21 protein-coding genes are annotated in these 19,645 nt (G+C 64.9%); 10 read left to right on the plus strand and 11 right to left on the minus strand.

The window, feature by feature from the left end; genetic code table 11:
* Positions 1–40: 40 nt before the first annotated feature.
* Positions 41–1,270, minus strand: coding sequence for an MBL fold metallo-hydrolase (locus IAG41_RS12445; protein ID WP_187728947.1), 1,230 nt, complete (start codon positions 1,268–1,270; stop codon positions 41–43).
* Positions 1,271–1,334: 64 nt separating this feature from the next.
* Between IAG41_RS12445 and ligA the strand changes: the two genes are divergently transcribed.
* Entirely contained in the window at positions 1,335–3,473 is a 2,139-nt protein-coding gene (gene ligA, locus IAG41_RS12450; protein ID WP_187728948.1) for an NAD-dependent DNA ligase LigA, read from the plus strand.
* A gap of 155 nt (positions 3,474–3,628) precedes the next feature.
* The gene (locus tag IAG41_RS12455) at positions 3,629–6,397 is read left to right on the plus strand and encodes a TonB-dependent receptor (RefSeq protein WP_187728949.1); all 2,769 of its coding nucleotides are present in this window, start codon (positions 3,629–3,631) and stop codon (positions 6,395–6,397) included.
* Between the two features lie 84 nt (positions 6,398–6,481).
* Here IAG41_RS12455 and IAG41_RS12460 read toward each other — a convergent pair whose 3' ends face one another.
* Positions 6,482–7,087, minus strand: coding sequence for an HD domain-containing protein (locus tag IAG41_RS12460; protein WP_187728950.1), 606 nt, complete (start codon positions 7,085–7,087; stop codon positions 6,482–6,484).
* 178 nt (positions 7,088–7,265) lie between these two features.
* Here IAG41_RS12460 and IAG41_RS12465 point away from each other — a divergent pair, with 178 nt between their 5' ends.
* The 4 genes from IAG41_RS12465 (at position 7,266) to IAG41_RS12480 (ending at position 10,383) form a co-directional block, all read left to right on the plus strand.
* Positions 7,266–8,300: a sensor histidine kinase gene (locus IAG41_RS12465; protein ID WP_187729151.1), complete on the plus strand. Its 1,035-nt coding sequence runs from the start codon at positions 7,266–7,268 to the stop codon at positions 8,298–8,300.
* Positions 8,297–9,097, plus strand: coding sequence for a LytR/AlgR family response regulator transcription factor (locus IAG41_RS12470; RefSeq protein ID WP_187728951.1), 801 nt, complete (start codon positions 8,297–8,299; stop codon positions 9,095–9,097). Before IAG41_RS12465 ends, IAG41_RS12470 begins: the two co-directional genes overlap by 4 nt.
* Positions 9,094–9,528 (plus strand): hypothetical protein, encoded by a 435-nt coding sequence (locus IAG41_RS12475; protein WP_187728952.1) that lies wholly within the window; start codon positions 9,094–9,096, stop codon positions 9,526–9,528. The genes IAG41_RS12470 and IAG41_RS12475 overlap by 4 nt, the downstream gene beginning before the upstream one ends.
* 96 nt (positions 9,529–9,624) lie before the next feature.
* Positions 9,625–10,383: an isocitrate lyase/phosphoenolpyruvate mutase family protein gene (locus tag IAG41_RS12480; RefSeq protein WP_187728953.1), complete on the plus strand. Its 759-nt coding sequence runs from the start codon at positions 9,625–9,627 to the stop codon at positions 10,381–10,383.
* Between the two features lie 90 nt (positions 10,384–10,473).
* On the opposite strand, the gene IAG41_RS12485 is transcribed toward IAG41_RS12480, so the two are convergent.
* The 3 genes from IAG41_RS12485 to IAG41_RS12495 form a co-directional block, all read right to left on the minus strand.
* The gene (locus IAG41_RS12485; RefSeq protein ID WP_187728954.1) at positions 10,474–10,746 is read right to left on the minus strand and encodes a DUF3297 family protein; all 273 of its coding nucleotides are present in this window, start codon (positions 10,744–10,746) and stop codon (positions 10,474–10,476) included.
* Between the two features lie 17 nt (positions 10,747–10,763).
* Positions 10,764–12,422 carry an FAD-dependent oxidoreductase gene (locus IAG41_RS12490; protein WP_187728955.1) on the minus strand — a complete coding sequence of 553 codons (1,659 nt, stop codon included), beginning with the start codon at positions 12,420–12,422 and terminating at the stop codon, positions 10,764–10,766.
* Positions 12,423–12,514: 92 nt separating this feature from the next.
* A complete protein-coding gene (locus IAG41_RS12495) occupies positions 12,515–12,865 on the minus strand; it encodes a hypothetical protein (protein WP_187728956.1) in 351 nt (116 codons plus the stop codon).
* A gap of 144 nt (positions 12,866–13,009) precedes the next feature.
* Here IAG41_RS12495 and IAG41_RS12500 point away from each other — a divergent pair, with 144 nt between their 5' ends.
* Positions 13,010–13,408 carry an EVE domain-containing protein gene (locus tag IAG41_RS12500; protein ID WP_187729152.1) on the plus strand — a complete coding sequence of 133 codons (399 nt, stop codon included), beginning with the start codon at positions 13,010–13,012 and terminating at the stop codon, positions 13,406–13,408.
* On the opposite strand, the gene IAG41_RS12505 is transcribed toward IAG41_RS12500, so the two are convergent.
* On the minus strand, positions 13,405–13,797 hold the full coding sequence (locus IAG41_RS12505; protein WP_187728957.1) for an acyl-CoA thioesterase: 393 nt from the start codon (positions 13,795–13,797) through the stop codon (positions 13,405–13,407). The genes IAG41_RS12500 and IAG41_RS12505 overlap by 4 nt on opposite strands.
* 65 nt (positions 13,798–13,862) lie before the next feature.
* Between IAG41_RS12505 and IAG41_RS12510 the strand changes: the two genes are divergently transcribed.
* Positions 13,863–14,075: a hypothetical protein gene (locus IAG41_RS12510; RefSeq protein WP_187728958.1), complete on the plus strand. Its 213-nt coding sequence runs from the start codon at positions 13,863–13,865 to the stop codon at positions 14,073–14,075.
* Here the strand turns inward: IAG41_RS12510 and IAG41_RS12515 are convergent.
* The 5 genes from IAG41_RS12515 to IAG41_RS12535 all read right to left on the minus strand — a co-directional run bounded on the left by IAG41_RS12515 (position 14,072) and on the right by IAG41_RS12535 (position 17,820).
* Entirely contained in the window at positions 14,072–14,947 is an 876-nt protein-coding gene (locus tag IAG41_RS12515) for an MliC family protein (RefSeq protein WP_262408641.1), read from the minus strand. The genes IAG41_RS12510 and IAG41_RS12515 overlap by 4 nt on opposite strands.
* A gap of 58 nt (positions 14,948–15,005) precedes the next feature.
* Positions 15,006–15,413 (minus strand): ExbD/TolR family protein, encoded by a 408-nt coding sequence (locus IAG41_RS12520; protein ID WP_187728959.1) that lies wholly within the window; start codon positions 15,411–15,413, stop codon positions 15,006–15,008.
* Between the two features lie 94 nt (positions 15,414–15,507).
* The gene (locus IAG41_RS12525; protein ID WP_187728960.1) at positions 15,508–16,101 is read right to left on the minus strand and encodes a YdeI/OmpD-associated family protein; all 594 of its coding nucleotides are present in this window, start codon (positions 16,099–16,101) and stop codon (positions 15,508–15,510) included.
* Positions 16,102–16,161: 60 nt separating this feature from the next.
* Positions 16,162–16,506: a DNA primase gene (locus IAG41_RS12530; RefSeq protein WP_187728961.1), complete on the minus strand. Its 345-nt coding sequence runs from the start codon at positions 16,504–16,506 to the stop codon at positions 16,162–16,164.
* A 78-nt stretch (positions 16,507–16,584) separates the two neighbouring features.
* Complete coding sequence (locus IAG41_RS12535; RefSeq protein ID WP_187728962.1) at positions 16,585–17,820, minus strand: multidrug effflux MFS transporter; 1,236 nt, start codon at positions 17,818–17,820, stop codon at positions 16,585–16,587.
* A 107-nt stretch (positions 17,821–17,927) separates the two neighbouring features.
* Here IAG41_RS12535 and IAG41_RS12540 point away from each other — a divergent pair, with 107 nt between their 5' ends.
* Both IAG41_RS12540 and IAG41_RS12545 read left to right on the plus strand, forming a co-directional pair.
* Positions 17,928–18,428, plus strand: a complete 501-nt coding sequence (locus IAG41_RS12540) for a hypothetical protein (RefSeq protein ID WP_187728963.1) — start codon at positions 17,928–17,930, stop codon at positions 18,426–18,428.
* 226 nt (positions 18,429–18,654) lie between these two features.
* Positions 18,655–19,605, plus strand: a complete 951-nt coding sequence (locus IAG41_RS12545) for an isopenicillin N synthase family dioxygenase (protein WP_187728964.1) — start codon at positions 18,655–18,657, stop codon at positions 19,603–19,605.
* Positions 19,606–19,645 lie beyond the last annotated feature (40 nt).

A 19,645-nucleotide genomic window follows, 5' to 3' on the forward strand; every position in this document is an offset into this window, starting at 1 on the left:
GCAGGGATACGCCGGTGAGCGCCCGTCCTCAAGTCGCGGATCAGCGCAATGCGGCGAACCGTCCGTCCCGTTCGCAGACAGTGATCGCGGCGAGATCGGGCGGCGGAGGTACCGCACCGAGCGGCGCGATCGCCACGGGCTTGCCGATCCGCACCGCGGCGAAACGTGAGGGGTCGGATCCGCCACAGCGCAGCATCCCTTCGAGCATGCGGGGCGGCGTGGCATAGCCCTCCCGCGAAAGCCGGAAGGTGCCCCAATGGATAGGGATGGTCTGGGGCCTGCCCAATATGCTCCACACCCGGATCGCGCCTTCCGGGCCGATATGGCTGCCGCTCGCCATCTGCCCCTCTTCGAAGCGGAACGCCCCGATCGGAATTGCCGCCAGCCGGATCGGTCCCAGCGCCGCGGCCTCGGCAGGCCATTTGCCGTCGCCGAGTCCGGTATCGCCCGCGAAGAAGAAATTGCCGTGCGGAAGCTGGACCACGAAGCTCGACCACAGCGCCCGGTTGCGGTCGGCGAACCAGCGGCTGTCCCAGTGATGGCTGCGGGTGACATGAACCTTGGCGATCGGCGCCGCCAGGCACGGCGGAGGGATCCGGCCCTTTGTATCCGGTACTGCGGGCAAATGTGCGCACGGGTGCGCGACCAGCGCCACGCCGCCCCAATCGCGCGGTTCCGCGTGTACGCCAACGCCTCCGATCACGCCATCATTGCCGAGCGCGGTGACGATCATCGGCCGGTCACGGTCCCAGATCCGCTTGAGCGTCGCCAGGTCCATATGGTCGTAATGGTTGTGGCTGACGAGCACGAGATCGATTCTGGGCAGGTCCTCGAAGCGGATGCCCGGCTCCGCCACTCGCCTGGGCCCGATGCCGAACGGCCCTACGCTGTCGCTCCACACCGGATCGGTCAGGATGTTTACGCCGTCCGCCTGTACCAGCAGCGTCGCATGCCCCACCCAGGTGGCAAGCATCGCCCCGCCCTCGACCCGCGCCGGCGGCCTGGACGGCGTCACCGCGACATGATCGGGCCAAGGGGGGTCGGTCGGATCGCCGAAGATCCGCTTCCAGAGCAGGCCGAACCGGACCCCTCTGGTCAGCGCGTCGTCCTCGCCATCCGGATTGAAGAAATGCTGACCGTCGAAATGCCCGCTCACCGGCCCGCGATAATATATCCGGTCCAGATAATGCGGCACGATCGTTACGGTGAGACAGAGCGCGACGATGGTCCAGAGGAGCAAGGCGCCCGCGCGGCGCAGCCAGGGTTTCATGGCTTTGCTCCATCCGCCAGAACGGTCTTGCGATCAACGCCCCTCATCCCCTAGCGCTGCATGCATGAAGCTGCCCGAAACAGCCCCAGAGACTCCGGAAGATGCCGCCGTCGAGCTCGAACGGCTCGCCGCCGAGATCGCGCACCATAACCGGCTCTATCACGGCCAGGATGCGCCCGAGATTAGCGACGCCGAGTTCGACGCGCTGATGCGGGCGAATGCGGCGATCGAGGCCGCCTTTCCCGACCTGGTCCGCGCCGATTCGCCTTCGCGGATCGTCGGGGCGGCGCCGTCGGGGCACCTCGCCAAGGTCGCGCACGCCCGGCAGATGTTCAGCCTCGACAACGGCTTTTCGGACGAGGATGTCGCCGATTTCCTCGGCCGCGTCCGCCGCTTCCTCAAGCTTCCCGAAGACGCGCCCATCGCGCTCACCGCCGAACCCAAGATCGACGGCCTCTCCTGCTCGCTGCGCTACGAGAAGGGCTTGCTGGCCCAGGCGCTCACCCGCGGCGACGGCCAGATCGGCGAGGATGTGACTGCCAATGTCCGCACCATCGCCGACATCCCCGCGCGAATCGAAGGCGCTCCGGACGTGTTCGAGGTGCGCGGCGAAGTCTATATGGCCAAGGGCGATTTCACCGCGCTCAACGCCCGCCTGCTCGCCGAGGCGGAGGCCAGCGGCAAGGAAGCGCGCCAGTTCGCCAATCCGCGCAATGCCGCCGCCGGCTCGCTGCGCCAAAAAGACGCGTCGGTCACCGCGTCGCGTCCCTTGCGCTTCCTCGCTTGGGGCTGGGGCGAAGTTTCGGAGGACCCCGCCGACAGCCAGTACGCCGCGATGCTGCGCATCAAAAGCTGGGACTTCCCTGTCTCCGACATGCTGATCCGCGCCGAGACGCTCGACCAGGCGCTCGCCCAATACCGCGCCATCGAGAAGCAGCGCGCCGACCTTCCGTTCGACATCGACGGCGTCGTCTACAAGGTCGACCGGATCGACTGGCAGCAGCGGCTCGGTTTCGTGGGCCGCGCCCCGCGCTGGGGCCTGGCGCACAAATTCCCCGCCGAGCGCGCCCAGACCACGCTCAACGATATCGAAATCCAGGTGGGGCGCACCGGCAAGCTGACGCCCGTCGCCAAGCTCGAGCCCGTGACGGTGGGCGGCGTGGTGGTGCGCAACGCGACGCTGCACAATGCCGACGAGATCGCGCGGCTCGGCGTCCGCCCCGGCGACCGCGTCGTCCTTCAGCGCGCGGGTGACGTCATCCCGCAGATCGTCGAGAACCTCACCCGCGACGAGACCCGTCCCGCCTATGTCTTCCCCGATCACTGCCCGATCTGCCATTCCGAAGCCGTGGCAGAGGAAGGCGAAGTCGATGTCCGCTGCACGGGTGGGCTGATCTGTCCTGCGCAACGGCTCGAGCGGCTCAAGCATTTCGTCAGCCGCGGTGCGCTCGATATCGACGGGCTGGGTGAGAAGACGCTGATCGAGCTGATCGACCTTGGCTGGATCACCGAGCCGGGCGACATCTTCCGCCTCGCGCCCCATCGCGAGGAGCTGCTCGGGCGTGAGGGCTGGCAGGAAAAATCGGTTGATGCTCTGCTCGCCGCAATCGAGGCCAAGCGCGCGCCCGATGCGGCGCGCCTGCTCTTCGGTCTCGGCATCCGCCACATCGGCGCGATCACCGCGCGCGACCTGCTCAAGCGCTACGCGACGCTCGCCGCGGTCCGGGCGCTGGCCGACGAGCTCATCGCGCTGCGCGAGGCGACTCCGCCCGCGCTCGGCGAGGCCGAGCTGAAGCATCGGACGCGCCTCGACAAGGCGATCACCGAGCATATCGGGGTCGAGAATGTCGGCGGCGCCGTTGGCCACGCATTGGCCGATTTCTTCCATGAGCCGCACAACCGCGCCGTGTGGGAAGACCTGCTCGGCGAAATCGCCCCACCGCCCTTCGTCATCGAAACCCGCGACTCAGAAGTCACCGGCAAGACGCTGGTTTTCACCGGCAGTCTCGAGTCGCTGAGTCGCGACGAAGCGAAGGCGCAGGCCGAGTCCCTGGGCGCCCGCGTCGCCGGATCGGTATCTGCCAAGACCGATCTCGTCATTGCCGGTCCGGGCGCCGGATCGAAGCTCAAAAAGGCCGCCGAACTGCAGATTCCGGTGATATCAGAGAGCGATTGGGCGGAGATCGTCGCCCGCGCGAGGTGATGCTATTTTGCAACGCACAACGGCTGAATGGCAGGTTAACGCGGACTCCAATTGACTGTCATCGAAGCGCAATAAAATAACGCCATGGGCGGCGAAGACGGTGAACCGCACCGCGTGAGTGCATCTCAGAGCACACCGAAAGGGAAATAACCAAAATGCGCACCAAGCTATTTGCGGGCGTGGCTTTTGCCGCGCTGATGATTCCGGCGAGCGCGTACGCGCAGTCGACCGGTTCCGTGGATTTCGAAGACCAGGGTACCGAGATCGTTGTGACCGGCAGCCGCGTCAATGACGGCGTCAACGGCATCGTCGTGCCGGACACGTCCAAGGCGAAGGCAGTGCTGACGTCGGAATTCATCCAGCGCCAGGCACCCGGCCAGTCGGTCAACGAACTGATCAACCAGCTTCCCGGCGTCAGCTTCCAGAACAACGATCCCTATGGTTCGTCGGGCGGCTCGATGAGCATCCGCGGCTTCGACAACTCGCGCATTTCGCAGACCTTCGACGGCGTTCCGCTGAACGACTCGGGTAACTACGCGATCTATTCGAACCAGCAGCTCGATCCGGAGCTGATCGAGCAGGTCAACGTCAACCTCGGCTCGACCGACGTCGATAGCCCCACCGCCTCGGCGACCGGCTCGACCGTCAACTACCGCACCATCATCCCGACCCAGGATTTCGGCGTGAAGGTGATCGGTTCGGTCGGTGACTTCGACTATTTCCGTACGTTCGGCCTGATCAACACCGGCGAGTTCACCTCGTTCGGCACGCGCGCGTTCATCTCCGCCAGCCAGGCGCGCAACCACTCGCCGTTCAACAACGATTCGCAGATCGAGAAGCAGCAGTATAACGCCCGCATCTATCAGCCGCTCGGCAGCGGCGGCGACTTCCTCTCGATCGCCGGCAACTGGAACGTCAACCGCAACAACTTCCAGGGCTCGGTGCCGCTGCGTTGGGACACGGTGCAGCGCTCGGTCACCGGCACGGCGCCGAACCAGACGATCACTACGACCCCGCGCAACGTCGGCCCCAACGCGACCGACCGCTTCCCGATGAACCTCGACGAAGCTCACTACTCCGTCGCGCCCTGCACGACCAACCAGGTCGCGCGTCCGGGCGTCGCCGACGCGGCGAACAGCTGCGGCTCGGTCTTCGACGAGCGTTTCAACCCGTCGAACACCGGCAACATCCGCGGCTCGTCGCGCTTCACGCTCTCTGACGGTCTCGTCCTCACGGTCGATCCGAGCTACCAGTATGTGAAGGCAAACGGCGGCGGCACCGTGGTCGGCCAGGAAGGCCGTCGTGACGTGTTCCCGGCAGGCGGCGCTGCCAACTGCGCCAACACGCCGAACGGCGCCCAGGTCAGCTGCCAGGTCGGCTATATCGGCGGCACGCCCTATTACGGCCGCGACCTCAACGGTGACGGCGACACGCTCGACACGGTCCGCGTACTGGCCCCGAGCCAGACCGGAACGAACCGCATCGGCGTCATCGCTTCGCTGCGCTACGACATCACGCCGGAGCACACGATCCGCGTCGCCTACACCTATGACCGCGCACGTCACCGCCAGACTGGCGAGACCGGCTTCCTGCAGCTCAACGGCAAGCCGTTCGACGTCTTCCCGGTCAATGACGGCCTCGCCGATGTGAACGGCCGCATCTTGCAGAAGCGCGACCGCCTGTCGTTCGCGATCCTGCATCAGGCTTCCGCCGAATATCGCGGCGAGTTCTTCGATGGCCAGTTCGTCGTCAGCGCCGGCATCCGCGCACCGTTCTTCAAGCGTAACCTGACCAACTATTGCGCGACCTCGAGCGCCGGCGGCTTCGTCGAGTGCTTCGGCAGCGATAGCGCGGGTCTGGCCTCGTTCCTCGCCGGCACGCCCACCCAGTCGGTGGTTCCGAGCGCGGCCGCGGCGGCAGGCGCGACCTGCACCGGTACGCCGGCGGTCTGCACCTTCCCGACCCAGGGTGCGCAGCAGCGCATCTTCAACTACAAGAAGCTCCTCCCGAGCTTCGGCTACACCTGGTCGCTGACCCCGCAGGTCGATATCTTCGGCAACTATTCGAAGAGCATCCAGGTCCCGGGCACGGACAATCTGTACAACTCCTTCTACTTCCCGGTCGGTGCCGATCGCGCCAACCCGAAGCCGGAGACGACCGATAACTTCGATCTCGGCGTGCGCTATCGTTCGTCGAAGATCCAGGCGCAGCTGTCGGGCTGGTACACAAACTACCAGAACCGTCTGGCCTCGTCCTACGACCCCGAGCTCGACAAGTCGGTCTATCGTAACCTCGGCAAGGTGAAGAAGTACGGCATCGACGGCACGATCGCCTATCAGCCGGTTCGCCAGCTCAGCGTCTATGCCTTCGGTTCGTATCTCAAGTCCGAGATCCAGAACGACGTCGAGGCCTTCCGCACCACGGCGGCGGGTCCGCTCGGCCCGATCGGCACGATCGTCTATGCCCCGACCGCCGGCAAGCGCGAGTCGAACGCCCCGACCTACACCTTCGGTGGCGGCGCGACGCTCGACCTGACCTATGTCAGCCTGGGCGTGAACGTGAAGCGCACCGGTCCGCGTTATCTGTACGACACCAACGAGCCGGCTCGTCAGATCCTGACCGTGAATGGTTCGCCCCAGACCTTCAACATCTTCGACAGCAAGGCCCCGGCCTACACCCTCGTCAATCTCGACGCCCGGGTGGGTCTGGATTGGGCTGGCCTGAACAAGAACACCTACTTCCAGCTCAACGTGTTGAACGCATTCAACCAGTTCTGGGTCGGCAGCATCAACAGCGGCAACGGTTCGCTGAACCAGGGTCCGACCTACAATGCGCAGGGCGCGATCACAGGGTACGGCAGCGCGCTGAACACCCAGATCGGCTATCCGCGTACCTTCGTCGGTTCGCTGGTGGTGGGCTTCTAAGCAGCCCGCTCCCGCACGGGACAACGAAGCCGCCGCCCCAGCGATGGGGCGGCGGTTTTCGTTTTGGGAATATTTCGATCGAAATCAGGCCGCGTCGGTCTCGACCACGGCGGCGTACATGCTGTGCAACGGCCGCGCGAATATACGGCGGACCATCGGCTCGAAGAAGTCGAGCGGTGCACTGTCATAGGCAGGGTCGAACGCCGCCTGGTCGTAGAGCCGGCAGAAATCGGCGCAGGCCTCGAAATGCTGATGCCCGCGAAAGCGCTCGCGCACGTCGCGGTCCATCCCCAGATAATGGAAGAAATAATAGCCTTGGAAGGCGCCGTGCTGCTCGGCGATCCAACGCAGTTCCTCGCTGACGAACGGCTTCAGGATCGCGGCGGCGATATCGGGATGATTGTAGGTCCCTAGCGTGTCGCCGATGTCGTGGAGCAGCGCCATCACCACATAATCCTCACCCCGGCCGTCGCAGTGCGCGCGCGTCGCGGTCTGGAGCGAGTGCTGCATCCGGTCGATTGGGAAGCCGCCGAAATCGCCGTCGAGCAGCTTCAGATGCCCCAGCACGCGATCGGCCAGCCCGCCCGCGAAATGGCGAAACTGCCCGCCGATGATCGCCCAGTCTCCCGCCGTGCCTTCGCTCATCGCATGGAATTTTGCCCGCTCTGCCGGCTCATGGATTTCGCTCATCCGCCCTCTCCTGCGTTTCGCCCGAGTCTACGCCTCTTTGCCGCCGCTTGTCAGCGGTGTTAGAGGCACAGGCGTGGCGAGCGTATTGAACCCTGCCGATCGGCGGACACCGCCGGCGATCAAACAGCCGGGATTGTTCTCCCGGCCGTTCTTCGAGGACAAGAGCCGCGCCTTCTGGATGCTCCAGGCGGCCGGCTGGAGCGGCTATCTGCTGCTACGCACGGTCTCGTCGGTGTCCAACACCTTCTCGGTCGAAGGCATCATCAGGGCGATCATCGAGGCGATCGTCGGCTATTGCCTGACGCTACTGCTTTCCTCGCTGTACGGTTATTATCGCCGCCTGCCACGGATTCCCAGCGTGATCCTGACGCTCGGCACCCTCGTCGCGGCCGCACTGATCTATGCGGTGCTGGAGGCCTTCACCTTCTCGTTCACCGCCGCTGAGCCCGGCATCACGCTAACGCGCGTGTTGGGCTACACCTTCCTCACCTTCACCGTGCTCGCCGGCTGGTCGGCACTTTATTTCGGGATCAACTTCTATCTGATCGTCGAGCAGCAGATCGATCAGATGGAGATCCTCGAGAACCAGGCATCGAGCGCGCAGCTCGCGATGCTGCGCTATCAGCTCAACCCGCATTTCCTATTCAACACACTCAATTCGATCTCGACGCTGGTGCTATTGAAGCAGACCGAGCGCGCTAACGTCATGCTTTCCCGCCTGTCTTCGTTCCTGCGCTACACGCTCGCCAACGAGCCCACAGCGCATGTTACCCTGGCGCAGGAAGTCGAGACGCTGAAACTCTATCTCGAGATCGAGAAGATGCGCTTCGACGAGCGGATGCGCCCGCATTTCGACATCGATCCGCGGTGCGCCAAGGCCCGGTTGCCGTCGCTACTGCTCCAACCGCTTGTCGAAAACGCGATCAAATATGCCGTCACGCCCCAGGAAGAGGGCGCCGATATCACCGTTTCCGCTCGGCTCGCCGGAGAACGGGTGCAGATCGCCGTATCGGACACCGGACCGGGATTGATCGAAAGCAAACCGCGGCCGACCCTTTCAACTGGCGTGGGGCTCGCCAATATCAGGGAGCGACTGGTGCAGGCTTTCGGGCCTGACCATCGTTTTGAAACGCGAACGAACCCGGGGCAGGGGTTCAGCGTTGAGATTGAGATACCGTTCCAGCTTGAGGAACCGAACCGAGAGGCCGCATGACCATCCGTACCATCCTCGTCGACGACGAACCCCTGGCTATCCAGGGGCTGGAGCTCCGGCTCATGGAGCATGAGGATGTCGAAATCATCGACAAATGCTCCAATGGCCGCGAGGCCATCCGCTCCATCAAAACCCATAAACCCGACCTTGTCTTCCTCGACATCCAGATGCCCGGCTTTGACGGCTTCTCGGTCGTCCAGGGCCTTATGGAAGTCGAACCGCCTTTGTTCGTCTTTGTCACCGCCTATAGCGACCACGCCATCCGCGCCTTTGAGGCACAGGCGATGGATTATCTCATGAAGCCGGTCGAGCCCGCCCGGCTCGCCGACACGCTCGACCGCGTCCGCCAGCGCCTCACCGAGAAGCGCGGCGTCGAGGAGGTAGAGAAACTGAAGGAAGTCCTTGCCGAGGTCGCCCCCGACGCGGTCGAGGAAATCACCGACAGCAACCCCGAGCATGCCGCCAACCGCTTCGAGAAGCTCATCAACATCAAGGATCGCGGCCAGATCTTCCGCGTCGATGTCGACACGATCGAGCGGATCGACGCGGCCGGCGATTACATGTGCATCTATACCGGCGATAACACGCTGATCCTGCGCGAGACGATGAAGGACCTCGAAAAGCGTCTCGATCCGCGCCGTTTCCAGCGCGTCCACCGCTCGACGATCGTCAACCTGGATCTCGTCAAACAGGTGAAGCCGCACACAAATGGCGAGTGTTTCCTGGTGCTTAACTCGGGCGCATCGGTGAAGGTCAGCCGCTCCTATCGCGACGTCGTGGCACGGTTCGTCCATTGATCGCGGCACTGCTCGCGCCGGTTGCGCTGATTGCCCAGGCACAGGTGTACACGGCCGAGCAGTTCGCCACGCTCAAGTTCCTCGAAGGGCGCTGGACGGGCACGGCGCCCGACGGGACGGCGTTCTTCGAGCAATATGACCTGGGTGCGACGATCCTCCGGATGCGCCGTTTCGGCGATCCCAGCTTCGTCACGATGAGCGACGAGAGCCAGATCATGCTGGAGGGTGGCAGGATAGAATCGCGCTGGGACGACCATAGCTGGCACGCGGTCGAGCTGGGCGACGGACTGGTTCGTTTCGAGGCGATCGACGCGCCGAACGGATTTTCCCTGCGCCGCGTCGATGCGAACACCATCGAGGTCCAGCAGCGCTGGCGCAATGCCAAGGGCAAGCCGCAAATGCACGCGTTGCGGCTCCATCGCCTCAAATAGCCGCAATTTTCGCTCTTTTGAAGGTTTGCGGTCGGTTCCGGGCTTGCCGCGGAATCGTTCGCCCTTTAGAACAATAGAGGAACAAGGGAGCGGTTCATGACCGAGAAATTCGAAAGCTTCGTTGCGCTGCACATCGCTGGCGATCCGGTGATCCTGTTCAACGTCTGGGACGCGGGCAGCGCCGTCGTCGCCGAAAAGGCGGGAGCAAAGGCGATCGCCACCGGCAGCGCCTCGGTGGCGACCGCGCACGGCGTGGACGATGCGGAAGGCCTGACGATCGACCTCGCGATCGCCAATGCGGCGCGCGTGGTGGCGAGCACGTCGCTGCCCGTCTCGATCGATTTCGAGGGCGCCTATGCCGTCCATCCGGAACGCGCCGCGTCCAATGTCGCACGCCTCGCCGCCACCGGCGCGATCGGCTGCAATTTCGAGGACCAGGTCGTGGGCGCCGAGCCCCGCACGATGCACGCTACCGAGGCGCAGGCCGCGCGCATCGCCGCCATCCGATGGGAGACCGGCCCCGCCTTTTTCATCAACGCGCGCACCGACATCTTCCTGATCGCCAGCCCCGATACGCATGACGGCGCGATGGTCGATGCGGCGATCGCGCGTGGCCTGGCCTATGCCGAAGCGGGCGCGAGCGGCTTCTTCGTGCCCGGCCTGGCGGACCTCCGCCTGCTGGAGCGTGTCTGCAAGGCGGTGCCGCTGCCAGTTAACTTCATGGCCTTCCCGGGGGCGCCGTCGGCGAAGGATGTGGCAACCACCGGAGTTGCGCGGATCAGCCATGGTCCCTTCCCGCACATGTTAGCGCTGAAGGCATTCGAAGAGGCGGCGCGCGCGGCTTTCGCGGAATAGCGGAAGCCGCTCGGACGCGGCTTCGAAACCCGGCTCAGGCGCCGAGCAACGGTTTTGATCCGCGACCGGCGTATCGCCGGCCTTCAGAAATCAGCCTTCGACGCTTTCTTCGGCTGCGCCAGCGGCAGGCCGTTCGAACCATGCTTCGACCGGGCCGGTCAGCTTGATCGTCAGCGGGTTGCCCTTGCGATCCACCTTGTTGCCCAGAGCGGCGCGGATCCAGCCTTCGGAGATGCAATATTCCTCGACGTCGCGGCGCTCGACACCCTTGAAGCGGATGCCGATCCCGCGCTCCAGCAGCTCGCGCTGGAAATAAGGGCTGTTCTGGTTGACCGAGAGCCGGTCGGGAGGAGTATCGCTCATGGCGGCGCCCTTAGCCGCTATTGGGGCGTCGGTTCAAGATAACGGTGGATCGCTGAGACCACGACCGAGCCTTCGCCCACGCCCGACGCGACCCGCTTGACCGATCCCGAACGCACATCGCCCACCGCGAACACGCCCGGCTTCGAGGAGCAGAAGAACGTCACGCCGCTCCCCGTCTTCACGAAGCCCGCCGGATCGAGCTCCAGGCAATCATCGAGCCAGTCGGTATTGGGCTGCGCGCCGATCATCACGAACAGCGCGCCAACCTCGTGCTGTTCGACCTCGCCGGTCTTGCGGTTGGTCCAGCTGAGCGCGCGGAGATGCTTTTCCCCCTCCAGTTCGGTCACTTCGCAGAAGGGATGGAGCGTGATCTTCTCCGAGGCCTCGATCCGCTCGATCAGATAGCTCGACATCGTCGCGGCGAGCCCGGGCCCGCGCACCAGCATGTGGACGTGCCCGGCGGTCTTCGACAGATAGATCGCCGCCTGCCCCGCCGAATTGCCGCCGCCGATGACCACCGCGGCCTGATCGCCGCAGATCCCCGCCTCCATCGCGGTCGCGGCATAATAGATGCCGTTGCCCTCCAGCTCGAGGTAATGCGGCAGGTCGAGCTTGCGATAGCGTGCGCCGGTGGCGACCACCACGGTCCGCGCCTTGAGCGACGCGCCGTCGTCGAGATGGACGCGGAACGGCCGCCCATCGCAGTCGATACCCCTGGCCGAGCGCGAGACCAGCAGCCGCGCGCCGAATTTCTGCGCCTGCACCTGGGCGCGGCCCGACAATGCCTGGCCCGAAATGCCGGTCGGGAAACCGAGATAATTCTCGATGCGGCTGCTCGTCCCCGCCTGCCCGCCCGGGGCGACGGCCTCGATCACGATCGTGTCGAGCCCCTCGGATGCGGCATAGACCGCAGCGGCCAGTCCGGCTGGCCCGGCGCCCACCACGGCGACGTCATGGACGTGGTCTGGATCAAGCGCCGATGTCAGCCCCACCGCATCGGCGATCTGGGCATTGGTCGGATTGCGATAGACGCGACCTTCGACGACGATGACTGGGAGGTCGCTCTCGCTGAGCGCCAGGCATTCCATGAAGCCCACGGCATCGGAATCGATCTCGGTGTCGATGCGGCGGTGGGGAAAGCCATTGCGCGTCAGGAAGGCCTGGATCCGCCCCATATCGGCGGCATGCGCCGGCCCAACCAGTGCTACGCCCGCCTCGCCGTATCGGATCATGCTGACGCGGCGCAGGATGAAGGCGCGCATCACGATCTCGCCGATGTCGGGCTCGGCGGCCATCATCCGTCGAAAGGCGCTGCGTTCGATCCGGACGACGCGGGTGCCGGGCAGCGCGCGGCCGCTCACCAGGATGGTCCGGTCGTTGAACAGATCGAGCTCGCCGGTGAACTGGCGCGACTGATGGACATGGATGACGCGGTCGCATCCCTTGGCACCGCGATCGAGGATCTCGATCTGTCCGTCGAGGCACAGGAAGAAATCGACGCTCCGGTCGCCGCGGCTAAACAGCATCCCCCCTTCTGGAAAGGATTCCTCGACCCCAAACGACGCAATCCGCTCGCTCATCTCCTCCGACAGTGTCGGAAAGGTCTGGGCGGTCCGCGCAAGGGGATCGGACGGATCGGATACCTCGGGCCGGGCGAGCGAATCTACGGTTGCCATGGGCGCAGTGTACGCCACTCTGCGGCCAAATCGACCCGTCCGAATGGGTGACGCGGGCCTCCCCGCGTCACCCAGGATGTCAGGCCGAAACCTTAGCAGTAGCGGACGAGGACGCGGCGGCCCTCATAGGGGTCCCATACGCGGCGGATTTCGCAGCGCTCGTACCCGCGATAGCGGCGATAGTGCTCGCGATAATAATAGCCGTCGCGCGGATAATAGCCGCGTTCGCGATAATAGCGGCGGTCGTAATCATAGCGCCGGTCGCCGCTGGCGAGCGCTGCACCGATCGCCAGGCCCGCGATACCCGCGACCACCGCGGTGCCGGTATCGTCGTGATGGCGATAATGGCGGTAGCGCTGGGCCTCTGCGACCGGGGCGACGGCGGTGAGAACGGTGGCGCCGAGGACGGTGCCGAACACTGCCTTTTTGACGAGATTGGTCATGGTCTTCCTCCTCGAATTGCTGGCACCAGACCCGTCTGCACAATCTGCGAGTCGCGGCGCTGAGTGTGAAGAAGTAACGCACCGCGCCTGAACTGGTTCGGAATCGGGTGTTCAGCCGCGGTTTAGGGAGGTAATGGCGTGGCCATGGCCTATTGGATCCTCCGCTCCGAACCCGATGCCTATAGCTGGGATGATCTCGTCCGCGACGGCGCCACCGAATGGAACGGCGTGCGCAACTATACCGCGCGCAATTTCCTCAAAGACATGCACCCCGGCGATCAGGCGCTCTTCTACCATTCGAACACTGAAAAGGCGGCGGTGGGAATCATGGAGATCACTCGCGCCTGGCAGCCAGACGGCGACGACGGCAAATGGGCGAGCGTCGCGGTGAAGCCGGTGCGCAAGCTCGCCAGGCCGGTGACGCTCGCCGACATCAAGGCCGAACCGCGCCTCGCCGCGATCGAGATGGTCCGCCAGTCGCGCCTCTCGGTCACCCCGGTCCGCGACGCGGAATGGAAAGTGCTGCTGGAAATGGGCGCCTAGGCCAGAAAGGGCGCCGACACTTCGGCGGGCACCCGCACCAGCCGCCCGGTGGCGCGCTCGATCAGCGCCCAGGTCGTCTTCGCCTCGACCCGAATTTTCCCGTCATCGCCGAGGAACCGCATGTGCCGGTCGAACCGCGCTCCGCGCGGCGGCTCGGCCACCCAGGTCTCGGCGCGCACCGCCTCGCCCTCGGAGACGTTGCCGCGATAATCGATCTCGTGCCGCGTCACGACCCAGACATAGGCGTCGCGATGCTCGGGCGGCGCGATCGCCAGCCAGTGCGCCACCGCGACGTCCTGGATCCACTTCACCCACACCGCATTGTTGACGTGCCCGAGCATGTCGATGTCGTCGGGCCCTGCGGTGATGCTGGTCGTGTAGCGCGCCATTGGCCTATTCTAACTTAACCAGCTTTCGAAGCGCAGCGTTCATTCCGATGTGCGACAAGCCCCGCATGCTCCCGCGCAATCCCAGTAAAATCTTCCGCAGCCGCTGGTCGGCGCTGTTCTGGGCCGCCGGCGTGCTCGTCACTGCCGTGACCACCATAGGCTTTGGCAGCGCCAAGACCGACGCCAAGCCCGGAGCCGAATCAGCGCTCACCGACGATTCGGGCGCCGAGGTCAGCAACGCCGACCTAGCGGTGCTCCGCAACTATCTCGCCAACTAACGGATCACCGTGCAGGCGATCGTCGGCGCATTCGGCGCGGTGAACGTCATCATGTCGCCCTTGCCGCCGAACGAATAGCCGCCGCCGGCATAGCGGATACCGGTGCTGGTGCCCTGGCGCTTCAGCATACGCGACGGGGCGTTGCCATGCTCCAGCGCCACCTCCCCGTTGTCGGGATCGAAGCGCGCGGTGAGCTTGGTCCCGTCCATGCAGCGATAGCGCGCCACCGAGCGATTATCCTCGGTCGCCTCGGGCGTAGGCGAGGCCCCCGGCACCGGCCGCGCGACCAGATCGGCGGAGCGGATCCCCCACTTCTTCTGCTCGGCGGTCGCCCCGTCGATGTCGCCTGCCCGGTGCAGCGTCACGCTGCCGAGCTGGTTGAACGGCTGACCGTCCTTCATCCGGCCATAGGCCTGGACCGGCACGGTCACATAACGCTGCCCGGCGCCGGCCTCGACTGCCCCCGGCGCACCGATGTTGGCGTGATATTCCGAATAGCGCCCGAAGCTCGCCGCGAACGCCTGCGGGCTCATGCCGGAAGCCTTGCCCTCATTGCCCCACAGCGCCCAGGCTTGGCGGTATTTCCTCGCCTCGATCAGCGCATAATAGGTCTGAACGACATTCCCCGCCCCTTGCGCGCTTTCCTCGGTGAACGGCGCCTCGCTCACCGGCGTCATGTCGTTCGCCAAGCCGCCGGGCTCGCCCGGCGCGGGCGGGTTGAGCGGCGCCTGCACGTTCGCGGTGGAAGTCGCCGCGGAATTGCTGTCCGGCTCGATCGACGCGTTCGCGGGTATGGGCGCGTTGCTGCTGGGCTGGGACGAACAGGCGGCCAGCGCGCAGCCGGCCAGGCTCAGGATCGGGGTCAGGCGCATTCGGTGAATCCTCTTCGTTCGCGAGCGAAACGAACGCTGCACCGAATGCGCCAGTTCCTCAATCCTCGAGCGGACGATTTCCCACAAAGCCGAGCCGTTCGATCCCGGCACGCTTTACCACCGCCAGCACTGAATCGAAGCGCTCATAGCGCGCCTCGGGATCGGTCTGCATGTGGAGCACGCCCGCCGGATCGGCTCGGAGCGCAGCGAGAGCGTCCGGCAGCGCCGCGTCGCCGATCGGCTTGCCGTCCCAATAGAGCGCGCCGCCGCGATCGATCGCGAGCTTGTGCGGGGTCTCCACGGCACCCGAGGGAGGTCCATTCGGCAAATCGATCGGAACCTTGTGCGTCATCACGGGCACGCTCAGGATCATCACTATCAGCAGCACCAGCATCACATCGATGAATGGTGTCACGTTGATCCCGCTGATGGGAGCGGGTTCGGGAATGCGGGCAGTTCTGGCCATGGCATCTCTCCTCGTGATGATGATGTAACATATCATGCCCGAGGCAGTTGGCAATGCCATTCTCCTCTCCCGGTGGGGAGAGGGCTTTCAGGGATCAGCAATTCTCATATTTCCAGTTGCGCCTCTTGCCCTCGCGTATCCAGCTCACCGCTTCTTCGACGCGCCTGGCCCTGGTCTCTGGCCTTTTGGCCTCGGCGATCCACTCACAATATTCGCGGCGGCAGCCCGGCGGAAAGGCGGTGAATGTCGCGGACGCGGCTTCGTCCTTCGCCAGCGCCTCGGCCAGTTCGAGCGGCACTTCGGCCTCGGGCTTGGGCGCGCGCGCCGGGCGGGCACGTTTCACGCCGGCGTCGAGCAGGGCCGCGGCTTCGCGAATTTGCGCTTCCATCTCGGCGTCAGCAGGCAAGTTGCCTAGCGACTCGATACGGCCGAACTGGCCCATCGCCTCGCCTTCCTTGCCGGTCGCAAGTTCCTGCCGGTTCCAGAAACCGAAGCTCACATGTGCCTTGAACGCCGCCATATTGGCCAGCGGCCGGCCGTTATGGCTGAAGAAGGGCATGCTCCATTTGATGCCTTCCTCGGCACCGGGCACCGCGGCGTGCACGCGTGCGCGCAGCCATGCGAGGATCGGTCGCGCGAATTCGGCGCGGCTCTCGATATAAGCATCGACGCGGGGATCGAAGGGCATGGCGCATTTCCCGTTTGAAGGACGCGCCATGCTTCTTCACGAGTCCGGCGGCGTCAAGCTTCAGGGCTCGAGTGCGTCCTTGTCGGCGTCGTCCAGGTCCTCGTCGTCGTCGAGCTCGTCGTCGTCCTCGTCGAACTCGTCCTGGACCTCATCTTCGTCCTGGTCGGTCTCGGCCTGCTCGACATCGTCGTCCTCCTCGCCGAGCTCGTCGTCCTCCATCAGGAGGTCGTCCTCGTCGTCGTCGGAATCGTCGCCGAGATCGGGCATCAGATCGGTCAGGAGATTACCATCGGTCGGGCCGTCGCCGGTCACTTCCAGGATCTCGGCGCGCTGGCTCTCATCATAGCCTTCTTCATCGAAACCGTCGTCACCCGGGCCTTGTCCGGTAACCTGATAGCCGCCCATCGCCGATCCTTCCGTTTCGCCCGCCGGAAATCGCCGGGTTCAAGAGCGCGAACGGCGATACGGGCCGACTCGTTCCACTCAGGTCGGCCGGAACAGCCTTCCGCGCTCCGCAATCGCTACTATCACGAAAGCGATGACACCCATGAGTACGAATCCGCTGTAGAGCGGCACGGTGGTGCCGTTGAACGACTGGCCGATCACCGCGCCGATCACCGCACCGCCCAGCGTGTTGACGAATCCTTGCAGGCTGGAAGCGGTGCCGGCGATCTCGCCCATCCTCTCCATCGCCATTGCGGAGAAATTGGACGTCGCCAGGCCAAAACACGCCATCATCAGCGCCTGGAGCAGCACAAAGCTCCACAGCGCCTCCAGCCTCGCGACCGTGACGGCGAGGTGGATCGACGCGATCACGACCAGAGCGGCGAGCGCGGTATGCGAAATTCGCCGCGTACCCAGATGCATCACGATCCGCGAATTGAGGAACGATCCCACCGCCATCGTGCCCGCTACCATCGCGAAGACGATCGTCAGCAGCTCGGGCCGGCGGAACACTACCTCCATCACCTGCTGCACCGATCCGATGAATCCGAACATCGCGCCCGAGAGTAATGTCGTCGCGAGCGTGTAGCCCACTGCCGCGCGGTCGCGCAGCATCAGGCCGTAATCGCCGATGATCCGCTCGGGCCGTAGCGATTGCCGCGCATCCGCCGCCAGCGTCTCGGGCATGCGCCAAACGAACCACAAGGCGACGATCGCCGCCGCGCCCGCCACGCCCCAGAAGATCATCCGCCAGGTGCCGCCGGCCCACAGCACCGCCTGGCCGAAGGTCGGCGCGAAGATCGGCGCGGCCATGAAGACCATGAACGCCAGGCTCATCACGCGCGCCATCGCCCGCCCCGAGAAACAGTCGCGGACCAGCGCCACCGTCACCACGCGGCAGCCCGCTGCCGCCGCGCCCATTGCGGCGCGCGCGATCAGCAGAAGGTCGAAGCTGCCCGAAATCGCCGCGATCCCGCTGGTCACGACATAGGAAACCAGAGCCACGCACAGCACCGGCCGACGACCGAAACGGTCGGACAAGGGGCCATAAGCAAGCTGCGCCACGGCGAACCCGATCAGATAGGCGGTGATCACATATTGGCGATGGTTGGGCTCGATGACGTCTAGGCTCGCGCCGATCGCGGGCAGCGCAGGCAGCATCGAATCGATGCCGAGCGCGGTCAGCGCCATCATCGCCGCGACGAGCGTGACGAACTCGCCGAACGCCAGAGGTGCCCGGTTCGCGGATTGCGTGCTGAGATGCGGCTCTTCCATTGCCCGCGCAGATGGCCGATCAAAGGCGGCGCGTCACCCCCTTTGGTTGACGCGGATCGCCTTGGCACTTAGTGCATTATGCAACTAATACACTCACGGAGACTGGAATGTCGCGTCTCGTACTCCTGCCGTTCGCTCTCTCGTTCGCGCTCGCCGCATGCGACGGATCGGGCACCAGCATCTCGATCAACTCCAAGGATGACGAGGGCAATTCCGTCATCTCGACCGATGCCAACGGCCAGGTCGACATCAAGGTGCCCGGCTTCACCGCCTCGGCCCGGCTGCCCAAGATCCATATCAATGCCGAGGATTTCGAAGTGAACGGCGTCAAGCTCTATCCGGGCTCGACGATCGATGATTTCCGCGCCGATGCCGAGGACAAGGGCGGCAATGATGACAAGGGCAAGGTCACCATCCGCTTCCACAGTCCCGCCGCGTCCACCACGGTGCGCGACTGGTTCCGCGACAACATGACCAAGCAGGGCTTCAAGGTCGAGACGCACGGCAACGGGCTGATGGGCACCACTGAGGACGGCCAGCCTTTCACGGTGCAGCTGGATGCCGATGGCGACGGCAAGTCGAAAGGCCGGATGGAAGTCGGCAAATAGCGCGGCGTCGGCTTTACTTGTAGGATTTGGGATGCTCGCATGGCCGCGATGCGACCGCGCCGGCCTTTTCCTGCATGTCGACGAAAAGCGCCCGCGTCACGCACGGCAAAGTACACGAATGACCTGCGACTCCGTGAACTTTACCGCCAGGCGCGCCGCCAACACCCGCGGCTTGTTCAACCCCGGCCCCCGGGTCTAACGGGGAAGCAATTCCCGGAGACTCGTCATGTTAGATTCCCTCGCCGAAATCACGCCCGTCTCGATGGCGGACCAGCAATCCGATCCCGAAGGCTTCGCCCGGGCATTCGGCGAATCCTTCCAGCGCTTCGGCTTCGCCGTGGTCAGCGATCATGGCGTGCCCCATGCACTGATCGAGCGCGCCTGGGCGATGGCCAAGGCGTTCTTCGATCTGCCGGAAGCCGGGAAGCGCAGCTATTTTGTCGAGGGCGGCGGCGGCGCACGCGGCTACACCCCGTTCAAGACCGAGATCGCCAAAGGAGCGCAATATGTCGACCTGAAGGAATTCTGGCACGTCGGTCGCGAACTGGCCAAGGGTCACCGCTTCGAGGCGGAAATGGCGCCCAATATCTGGCCCGACCGTCCCGAAGGCTTTCGCGAGACCTTTCTCGAGCTGTTCCAGGCATTCGACGATGCCGGCGACAAGTTGCTCTCGGCGATCGCACGCTATCTGGGGCTCGCGCCGAACTGGTTCGACCCGGCGGTCAAGGACGGCAATTCTGTCCTCCGCCTACTCCACTATCCGCCGGTCGACGCCAACGCTCCTGAGGTCCGCGCCGGCGCGCATGAGGACATCAACCTGATCACCCTGCTGCTCGGTGCTGAGGAAGCCGGGCTCGAGCTGCTCGATCGCGACGGCAAGTGGCTGCCGATCAAGCCGCCCGAGGGTGCGATGGTCGTCAATGTCGGCGACATGCTCCAGCGGCTGACCAACCATGTCCTGCCCTCGACCACGCACCGCGTCGTCAATCCGCCGCCCGAGCGCCGCGGCAATTCGCGCTATTCGATGCCGTTCTTCCTGCACCCTGCGCCCGATTTCCTGATCGAGACGCTGCCGGGCTGCATCGGCGCGGATCGCCCGAACCGTTACCCCGAGCCGATCACCGCGCATGACTATCTCCACGAGCGGCTTGTCGAGATCGGCCTGATCAAGAAGTAAATCTTACTTCCCCTCCCAGAAAGGGAGGGGCTAGGGATGG

This window comes from Sphingomonas sp. JC676 (assembly GCF_014489075.1).
In the GTDB taxonomy this organism is placed as follows: domain Bacteria; phylum Pseudomonadota; class Alphaproteobacteria; order Sphingomonadales; family Sphingomonadaceae; genus Sphingomonas.

Excerpts from the sequence above, each read along its gene's own strand:
- IAG41_RS12480 (WP_187728953.1), top strand. The coding sequence starts at position 9,625 with ATGACCGAGAAATTCGAAAGCTTCGTTGCGCTGCACATCGCTGGCGAT.
- IAG41_RS12495 (WP_187728956.1), bottom strand. The coding sequence starts at position 12,865 with ATGACCAATCTCGTCAAAAAGGCAGTGTTCGGCACCGTCCTCGGCGCC.
- IAG41_RS12525 (WP_187728960.1), bottom strand. The coding sequence starts at position 16,101 with ATGCCCTTCGATCCCCGCGTCGATGCTTATATCGAGAGCCGCGCCGAA.
- IAG41_RS12445 (WP_187728947.1), bottom strand. The coding sequence starts at position 1,270 with ATGAAACCCTGGCTGCGCCGCGCGGGCGCCTTGCTCCTCTGGACCATC.
- IAG41_RS12540 (WP_187728963.1), top strand. The coding sequence starts at position 17,928 with ATGTCGCGTCTCGTACTCCTGCCGTTCGCTCTCTCGTTCGCGCTCGCC.
- IAG41_RS12505 (WP_187728957.1), bottom strand. The coding sequence starts at position 13,797 with ATGGCGCGCTACACGACCAGCATCACCGCAGGGCCCGACGACATCGAC.
- IAG41_RS12510 (WP_187728958.1), top strand. The coding sequence starts at position 13,863 with ATGCTCCCGCGCAATCCCAGTAAAATCTTCCGCAGCCGCTGGTCGGCG.
- IAG41_RS12515 (WP_262408641.1), bottom strand. The coding sequence starts at position 14,947 with ATGCGCCTGACCCCGATCCTGAGCCTGGCCGGCTGCGCGCTGGCCGCC.
- IAG41_RS12470 (WP_187728951.1), top strand. The coding sequence starts at position 8,297 with ATGACCATCCGTACCATCCTCGTCGACGACGAACCCCTGGCTATCCAG.
- IAG41_RS12530 (WP_187728961.1), bottom strand. The coding sequence starts at position 16,506 with ATGGGCGGCTATCAGGTTACCGGACAAGGCCCGGGTGACGACGGTTTC.
- IAG41_RS12485 (WP_187728954.1), bottom strand. The coding sequence starts at position 10,746 with ATGAGCGATACTCCTCCCGACCGGCTCTCGGTCAACCAGAACAGCCCT.
- IAG41_RS12535 (WP_187728962.1), bottom strand. The coding sequence starts at position 17,820 with ATGGAAGAGCCGCATCTCAGCACGCAATCCGCGAACCGGGCACCTCTG.
- IAG41_RS12460 (WP_187728950.1), bottom strand. The coding sequence starts at position 7,087 with ATGAGCGAAATCCATGAGCCGGCAGAGCGGGCAAAATTCCATGCGATG.
- IAG41_RS12465 (WP_187729151.1), top strand. The coding sequence starts at position 7,266 with ATGCTCCAGGCGGCCGGCTGGAGCGGCTATCTGCTGCTACGCACGGTC.
- ligA (WP_187728948.1), top strand. The coding sequence starts at position 1,335 with ATGAAGCTGCCCGAAACAGCCCCAGAGACTCCGGAAGATGCCGCCGTC.
- IAG41_RS12500 (WP_187729152.1), top strand. The coding sequence starts at position 13,010 with ATGGCCTATTGGATCCTCCGCTCCGAACCCGATGCCTATAGCTGGGAT.
- IAG41_RS12490 (WP_187728955.1), bottom strand. The coding sequence starts at position 12,422 with ATGGCAACCGTAGATTCGCTCGCCCGGCCCGAGGTATCCGATCCGTCC.
- IAG41_RS12520 (WP_187728959.1), bottom strand. The coding sequence starts at position 15,413 with ATGGCCAGAACTGCCCGCATTCCCGAACCCGCTCCCATCAGCGGGATC.
- IAG41_RS12545 (WP_187728964.1), top strand. The coding sequence starts at position 18,655 with ATGTTAGATTCCCTCGCCGAAATCACGCCCGTCTCGATGGCGGACCAG.
- IAG41_RS12455 (WP_187728949.1), top strand. The coding sequence starts at position 3,629 with ATGCGCACCAAGCTATTTGCGGGCGTGGCTTTTGCCGCGCTGATGATT.